We start from the raw sequence: 5,181 nt of genomic DNA, 5'->3' as shown, positions 1-5,181 counted from the left end.
TAACGAGTAATACTTTAACACGCGATCATATTTCATAGGTGAAAGATACGTGACAGTTTGTGACAAAAGTGCATTTTATGTAACAAATGTATGTTTAAATAATGTGCGTTTTAATTAGAAAAAAATCATAAATGGATAATCATGCGCTTCTGACATTTGTTTTTTATTAGAAAGATTCAAAAATGAAAAAACGAAAAAGACGCAAATTATTTTTCACGAACCAAGAAAAAAGTGAATTTTTTATAAAATTCGTACAAAATGATACACTAAAAGATATAAGGAGGCGGTACTAATGGGTAAAATGTATAATAAAATAATGGTGGCAATTGATGGTTCAGCGAAAGCAGAGAAGGCTTTTGCTGAAGCTTTAGAGTTAGCGAGGGATAACCAGGCGGAGTTATTGATCGTTTCGATCATCAATAAAATTGAATTGACGCATAGCGCCTATGCATTCTCAAAAATCTATGCAGAAGAAAAGCAAAAAACGGAAGTAGAATTATTGAAGAGAATCAATGATGCAAAAGAATTTGGTATCGAAACGATCCATGCAATCGTCGAAACTGGTGATCCGAGAACATTGATCGCTACAGTATTGCCAAAACAAGAGTCGATCGATTTGATCGTGATGGGTGCAACTGGTAAAGGATCGATCCAACAAGCATTGGTAGGATCAACAGCTTCTTATGTAGTGACACATGCGCCATGTAATGTATTAGTAGTAAAATAAATAGTAAGAATGAAAGCTGCGTTGTTCAAATTCAACGTGGCTTTTTTAGTGTAAACAGCTAGATAGTTTACTTCGGATGTTTGTAAAGATAAAAGATCCATAAGATCAATAGAATCATTGAAACAATCAAACCAAATTCACGAGAGAGCAATTTTCGAGTGGACTCCCAATGCCGCAAGGAAAAGATCCTGTAAGAGAAATACGCTACAGGAAGAAGTGCAATCAAAACGGTAACCTTACGTTTGGTCCACTTTGTGTAGTAGATCGCTAAAGCTGTCATTAGAAAAAAAGGAACATAAAAGACTAATTGTCCCAAAGTGTCCATATTATATACGCCTCCAAGGAAATGAAATCCATAATTAAAAATAACATTTTGTATGTTTTTACACAAGGGTAGATGTTATAAAATTTCTTGATTTTATAAAAAAGTCGTTTTTTTGATTCTTAGTTCACTTATTGTTATAATCCTTTTAAGGAAAGGGTGTAATGTTTCATGGACCAAGTAATTTTAGAAGTAGATCTACATTTAGTGAATAATATCCGTATTTACTACTATATAGTTAGCAATAGTGTGGAACCGCGCGTTTTGATGAACAAAATCGATGGTATTTTGTCAAAAACGGATTTTCATCAATTTACAGATGGGGAAGAGAGTTACTACAGCATTCCGGTTGAAAAAGTGATTTATACAAAAGTGAATGTGCGCAAAGATCTAGACACGAAAGAAGTACATGCACCGATATTCACTGAATACTGAAAGAAGCTGGAGGTTATCTGAGATGAATCCCTATGAGCAAATGATCCAAGATTTAATTGATGGAAAAATCGATAAAATAGAGGTCAAGCGTGAGGAAGTCATGGCTTTTCGCGAGGCGTGGTTAAAGCTTGAAAATCGCAAGTTTGTGGTCGGTAAAGCCCAATTGAATGGCTCTGTGACTTATCACTATGACCCTACAAGACTATTTTGATAGTAGGATAGGGCAGAAGGATGCCTTTTTTGAACATCGACTTTTCGCAAAAAAAGTCAAAGAAACTCTAAAAAAACCTCAACAATTATTGATTGTTGAGGTTTTTTTTTAGCTTCTGTCGTGTGAACTTTAATCATGAGATAGCGACACAACTTTATTTGAATAGATTTTTAAATTTGTCAGTTATTCCTTGAAAGTCGACATTTTGCAAAAATTCTTGGGCTTTTTCTTTATAAGGACCTAGTTGTTCTTTATGCTCTTCGAAAAATGTTTTGGCTTCAGTAAAATTTCCACTTTGGACCAGATCTTTGATTTTCTGAAGTATTTCTTCTTTATTCATAATGAAACACATCCTTTCTTTCTTATAATAATAGCAGAAATAAAAGAGATTTTGTAAAAATAACTTCTGTGCGAAAGTCTGATAAAAAACTCAATCCACAGACGGATGTTAGAAATTTACCCACAGGATATACTCAAAGAGTAAATAGGAGGTAGGAAAATGAAAATAATCAAAGTTTTAGTAAGTATTGCAGTATTTAGTGGTTTGGCGTTATTTGGTTTAAAGTTTTACACGCAAGGGGCAAGTGGAGAATTGCCAGCAGTGATTGATCAGTTAAATCCATTGGTCACAAAGGGAGAAGTTTATGTGAAAACAAAACAACCAGATGAAGTCAATTCATATGGTACAGCAAAATATATCCAAAAAGCAGTTGATGCGAATGGAAATGAACGTGAGATCGAGTTTAATGGTATCTCCGTTTTAAAAGAAGATCGTTACTTGAAACTAACAAATAAAGGCGCCCATGTTGAAACGTACGAAGAAGTTTCAAGAGAAGCGGTTCCTGAAAAAGCATTATCAGTTATTGGTTAATTATATTTTTATTATGTAAACTATGAAATAAAACGGCACCATACTCAAAAAAACAAGCCTAAGAATGATCGATTCGTTACGTAATCTTTCGTTCTTAGGCTTATTTTATTTTTCTTCGTTTTTCTCAATATTCAGTTTCAATTGGTCGATCCGCCGTTCGATTTTTTTGATCAATCCACTAGGTAAGCCGATGATTTCTGCTGATGCTAAGACAGAAGAAAGCAATTGATATTCAAGTGCTTCTGCATGGATTTTACGGTAGATAGTCGCTAGGCGCTCAATGTATTCAAAATGGGTATAGCCAGTTTGAATGATCAAAAATTTTAACAAATCGATCGCTTTTTCATAGTCTTGCTCAGAATAATAAGCTAGTGCTTGCCGATATAGTTTGATTTCTAGTAAATCAAGGGAAGCAGGGCTGTATCGATTTGTCCATTCATTGACTGACACTTTTTTTTGGATGTTCCCTGAAGTATCACGGACGAAAATGATTGGGATCTCATTTGGATCAGCCTTTTTATGAATAAATCGTTCCACAGCATCTCACTCCTTCCATGCGTTGTTAGCTTGAGTATAAGCTATTTTTCTAGGAATTACTAGTTCTTTTCTAAAGTGAGCATTTGACCACCCATTGCCTCAAACACTTGCTCGAAGTCATCGATGGGTACCGCCCGATTTTTTTCACCGTAAGGATCGTTGACATAGATCGACTGCTCATCAAAGCCAGTGACGACGCAGGCGTGGACTAATGGAGTGACTTGTACTTCACCGTTTGCAGTCGTCCAAGTCATGAAGTCATATTCTGTTGGCACTTGAAAGTCGATCGTGACAGAAGTCCAGACCGGTTTGCCATCTCTGAGCGCAGATTTGATATCTGCCAAACGAGCATCTGTTTGCGGTTCGGTATGATAATCGGTTTGCACGATTTCTTGAGCTAATGTAGCGATAGGTGGCACATAGACGCCCATTGCCCAATCGCCACCCCAGATCTCACCGACGAAACCTTCGTTTGGATCGCCATGAGTACCATCCTCATTGAAAACTGGAACATAATTCAACTGTTCGGCTAATTGATTTTTTGTAGTTTCATAGCCATAGAAGCGTAACAACATCGATAATGCAGTCACTTCGCAACCGTTCTCCAGGGCAGGTTCATCGAACTGATTTTCAATTGGCACATCGAGAAGTACTTGTTTTTCTTCGCTTTTGATCGTTTGCTCAACTTTTTCAGCAGATGAGGATAACGATTTTTTATCTTCTGTTTGTTTATGAGTAAAGTAAAAGACGCTTGAAATCAACACGAGTGCTGTCCCAACGAGTAAGAATCGTTTTTTACCTTTTTGTTTTGACATGGAATTCTCCCCCAGACTGTTTTCTATTATAATTGTTTTTCTGTAAAAAACTACTGTAAACTTTTTTGATGCGTATAAAAAAACGAAAATTATCCAAAAAAACTACTTTTTGACAGATTCAGCTGTTTAAATTTGTGAAAACGAAAACAGTACGCTATAATGCGGATAGATCAAATAAGTTTTTGATCAAATCATCACTAACGACACACACAGATAAATAATCGATGATTTTCTGTGGCAAACTGTTTGAGTAGTTTAGGAGGATTTTGATGACGGAAGAAATGATTAATTTAGGAGAACAATATTCATGTAGGCCCATTGGTTTTACCAAAGCAGTTGTTGGAGAAGTTGTTTCAAAAATGACAAATTGCGCCGTAGTCAAAGTTGCCCAATGCGCTATAGAAGATCAAGAATTATTAGAAGAAAAAGCTAGCATGGTAGTAGCTAAGTATGATACATTTGAATAAGAAGATCTGGACATGCAACATCGAATAAGTAATGTTGCAGGTCCTTTTAAGGTTATGAAAGAAGCGTTTAGCACGTCTTATGACCGAAGTGTTGCTCCTTGAATACCGATTATCTAGGTCGTGAAAAAAGTGATCTGATCTTAGCATTGCAGGTCAACTTTTGGATCACCGATCGTTTAGTTAAAGAAGGGGACAGGATTTACCCCTTGGATTTTCTAAGAGTTGAAAATAGAGGTGTGGATCGATAAGATGGTTTCCTTTTTAACAATAGTTCTTTTTCTATTTGTCATCGTCATGTGTTTATTTCTTTGGCTGGTGCGCCGAGAAATCGTGTATAAAACGGTGCGGAATCGCTGGGTCTATTTAGTTGTTCCTTTTCTAGCTATACTGGTTCTATGGTATACATTGGTCAGTCAACCAACTTTAGATGAGTTAGTGAAAGGGGTCTTAGCTTCGCTTGTCTTATTGAGTTTCTTACTAGACAGTCGAGGTCTGACAACAGAAGGGTTAGTACTGAATAGTTTTGACCGTCGAGGGGTGCCTTTTTCTGAAATAAATAAAATCGTTCTTTACCAACCAAAAGATTCGAAAGAAGTCAAAATGAATTTTTTCCGAAATGGTTGGCGTGGACCGTTATTGAAGTTTTCTGTTTCATTAGAAGAACTGATTCCCTTTTTAGCGAAGCATTTAAATGATGATGCAGAACTTGATATCATGATTGAGCATGAAGACGAATAAATACTAAAATGAAAAACAGCTCCCTATTTTAGAATAGGGAGCTCAGATTGTAGACAAA

The 5,181-nt window shown here is 36.1% G+C and carries 10 protein-coding genes; 6 read left to right on the top strand and 4 right to left on the bottom strand.

From position 1 onward, the window contains the following. Positions 1-292: 292 nt before the first annotated feature. A complete protein-coding gene (locus tag JZO83_RS14055) occupies positions 293-727 on the top strand; it encodes a universal stress protein (protein WP_206859434.1) in 435 nt (144 codons plus the stop codon). Positions 728-794: 67 nt separating this feature from the next. Here JZO83_RS14055 and JZO83_RS14050 read toward each other — a convergent pair whose 3' ends face one another. Then, positions 795-1,052, bottom strand: a complete 258-nt coding sequence (locus JZO83_RS14050; protein ID WP_207116112.1) for a glucose uptake protein — start codon at positions 1,050-1,052, stop codon at positions 795-797. Positions 1,053-1,220: 168 nt separating this feature from the next. Here JZO83_RS14050 and JZO83_RS14045 point away from each other — a divergent pair, with 168 nt between their 5' ends. After that, complete coding sequence (locus tag JZO83_RS14045) at positions 1,221-1,484, top strand: hypothetical protein (RefSeq protein WP_206859432.1); 264 nt, start codon at positions 1,221-1,223, stop codon at positions 1,482-1,484. A 22-nt stretch (positions 1,485-1,506) separates the two neighbouring features. Then, positions 1,507-1,695: a hypothetical protein gene (locus JZO83_RS14040; RefSeq protein WP_206859428.1), complete on the top strand. Its 189-nt coding sequence runs from the start codon at positions 1,507-1,509 to the stop codon at positions 1,693-1,695. Positions 1,696-1,849: 154 nt separating this feature from the next. Here the strand turns inward: JZO83_RS14040 and JZO83_RS14035 are convergent, their stop codons facing one another. After that, positions 1,850-2,035: a hypothetical protein gene (locus JZO83_RS14035; RefSeq protein ID WP_019724087.1), complete on the bottom strand. Its 186-nt coding sequence runs from the start codon at positions 2,033-2,035 to the stop codon at positions 1,850-1,852. A 159-nt stretch (positions 2,036-2,194) separates the two neighbouring features. Here JZO83_RS14035 and JZO83_RS14030 point away from each other — a divergent pair, with 159 nt between their 5' ends. Beyond that, positions 2,195-2,566 carry a YxeA family protein gene (locus JZO83_RS14030; RefSeq protein ID WP_207116111.1) on the top strand — a complete coding sequence of 124 codons (372 nt, stop codon included), beginning with the start codon at positions 2,195-2,197 and terminating at the stop codon, positions 2,564-2,566. A 105-nt stretch (positions 2,567-2,671) separates the two neighbouring features. Here the strand turns inward: JZO83_RS14030 and JZO83_RS14025 are convergent, their stop codons facing one another. Continuing rightward, the gene (locus tag JZO83_RS14025; RefSeq protein WP_206859423.1) at positions 2,672-3,103 is read right to left on the bottom strand and encodes a hypothetical protein; all 432 of its coding nucleotides are present in this window, start codon (positions 3,101-3,103) and stop codon (positions 2,672-2,674) included. A gap of 59 nt (positions 3,104-3,162) precedes the next feature. Beyond that, positions 3,163-3,918: a C39 family peptidase gene (locus JZO83_RS14020; protein ID WP_207116110.1), complete on the bottom strand. Its 756-nt coding sequence runs from the start codon at positions 3,916-3,918 to the stop codon at positions 3,163-3,165. A gap of 269 nt (positions 3,919-4,187) precedes the next feature. On the opposite strand from JZO83_RS14020, the gene JZO83_RS14015 reads away from it, so the two are divergent. Together JZO83_RS14015 and JZO83_RS14010 are read left to right on the top strand one after the other, a co-directional pair. Continuing rightward, positions 4,188-4,385, top strand: coding sequence for a hypothetical protein (locus JZO83_RS14015; RefSeq protein WP_206859419.1), 198 nt, complete (start codon positions 4,188-4,190; stop codon positions 4,383-4,385). Between the two features lie 249 nt (positions 4,386-4,634). Then, entirely contained in the window at positions 4,635-5,123 is a 489-nt protein-coding gene (locus JZO83_RS14010) for a hypothetical protein (protein WP_207116113.1), read from the top strand. Positions 5,124-5,181 lie beyond the last annotated feature (58 nt).

Source organism: Enterococcus sp. DIV1298c, assembly GCF_017316315.1.
GTDB lineage: Bacteria > Bacillota > Bacilli > Lactobacillales > Enterococcaceae > Enterococcus_B > Enterococcus_B mangumiae.
This window is presented reverse-complemented; position numbering and strand designations above follow the sequence as displayed.

Bases quoted from the DNA above. Each gene is read 5' to 3' on its own strand.
- JZO83_RS14055 (WP_206859434.1), top strand. From the start codon at position 293: ATGGGTAAAATGTATAATAAAATAATGGTGGCAATTGATGGTTCAGCG.
- JZO83_RS14050 (WP_207116112.1), bottom strand. From the start codon at position 1,052: ATGGACACTTTGGGACAATTAGTCTTTTATGTTCCTTTTTTTCTAATG.
- JZO83_RS14045 (WP_206859432.1), top strand. From the start codon at position 1,221: ATGGACCAAGTAATTTTAGAAGTAGATCTACATTTAGTGAATAATATC.
- JZO83_RS14040 (WP_206859428.1), top strand. From the start codon at position 1,507: ATGAATCCCTATGAGCAAATGATCCAAGATTTAATTGATGGAAAAATC.
- JZO83_RS14035 (WP_019724087.1), bottom strand. From the start codon at position 2,035: ATGAATAAAGAAGAAATACTTCAGAAAATCAAAGATCTGGTCCAAAGT.
- JZO83_RS14030 (WP_207116111.1), top strand. From the start codon at position 2,195: ATGAAAATAATCAAAGTTTTAGTAAGTATTGCAGTATTTAGTGGTTTG.
- JZO83_RS14020 (WP_207116110.1), bottom strand. From the start codon at position 3,918: ATGTCAAAACAAAAAGGTAAAAAACGATTCTTACTCGTTGGGACAGCA.
- JZO83_RS14015 (WP_206859419.1), top strand. From the start codon at position 4,188: ATGACGGAAGAAATGATTAATTTAGGAGAACAATATTCATGTAGGCCC.
- JZO83_RS14010 (WP_207116113.1), top strand. From the start codon at position 4,635: ATGGTTTCCTTTTTAACAATAGTTCTTTTTCTATTTGTCATCGTCATG.